1 protein-coding gene is annotated in these 442 nt (G+C 62.0%); it reads right to left on the bottom strand.

Annotated elements, in window-relative coordinates:
- Positions 1-21: 21 nt before the first annotated feature.
- Positions 22-442: CopD family protein (locus J5M71_RS28590; RefSeq protein ID WP_207839038.1), on the bottom strand; the 421-nt coding region annotated here is incomplete at its 5' end.

Raw genomic sequence — 442 nt, 5'->3', positions numbered from 1 at the left:
AGTGAAAGCCTTCCACGGGTGTCATCCCGGGTCCGGACTCAATGTGCCCAGCCACGCCACCAGCGCCACGATCAAAAGGGCAAGGGCCAGCTCCATCACCACACTGCGCCGCAGCGCGTTCGCGGCGATGAGGTGCTGGCCGTCGCGCAGCGATTGTTGCAGTGACGGTCCAAGCTGAAAGCGGTTCAACGCAGCCAGCACCAGCATCACGGCAAACGCCAGCACCTTGATCGTCAGCAGCTGCCCGTAGGTCCCGAACAGCACTCCGTCGAGCCTTGGGCCAACGATGAAGAGATAATTCATCACGCCGGTGACCGACACCGTCAGCACGATCAACGCGCCCACCCATTCGAAGCGTTTCACTGCATCGGCGATCAAGCGAAGGCGTGTATCACCGATCCGCCCGCTCACCATCAACACCAGCGCCAGCAAGGCACCCAAC

Source organism: Pseudomonas sp. 43(2021), assembly GCF_017490805.1.
GTDB lineage: Bacteria > Pseudomonadota > Gammaproteobacteria > Pseudomonadales > Pseudomonadaceae > Aquipseudomonas.
The sequence above is the reverse complement of the archived record's forward strand: the minus strand, read 5'-3'. Positions and strand labels throughout refer to the sequence as shown.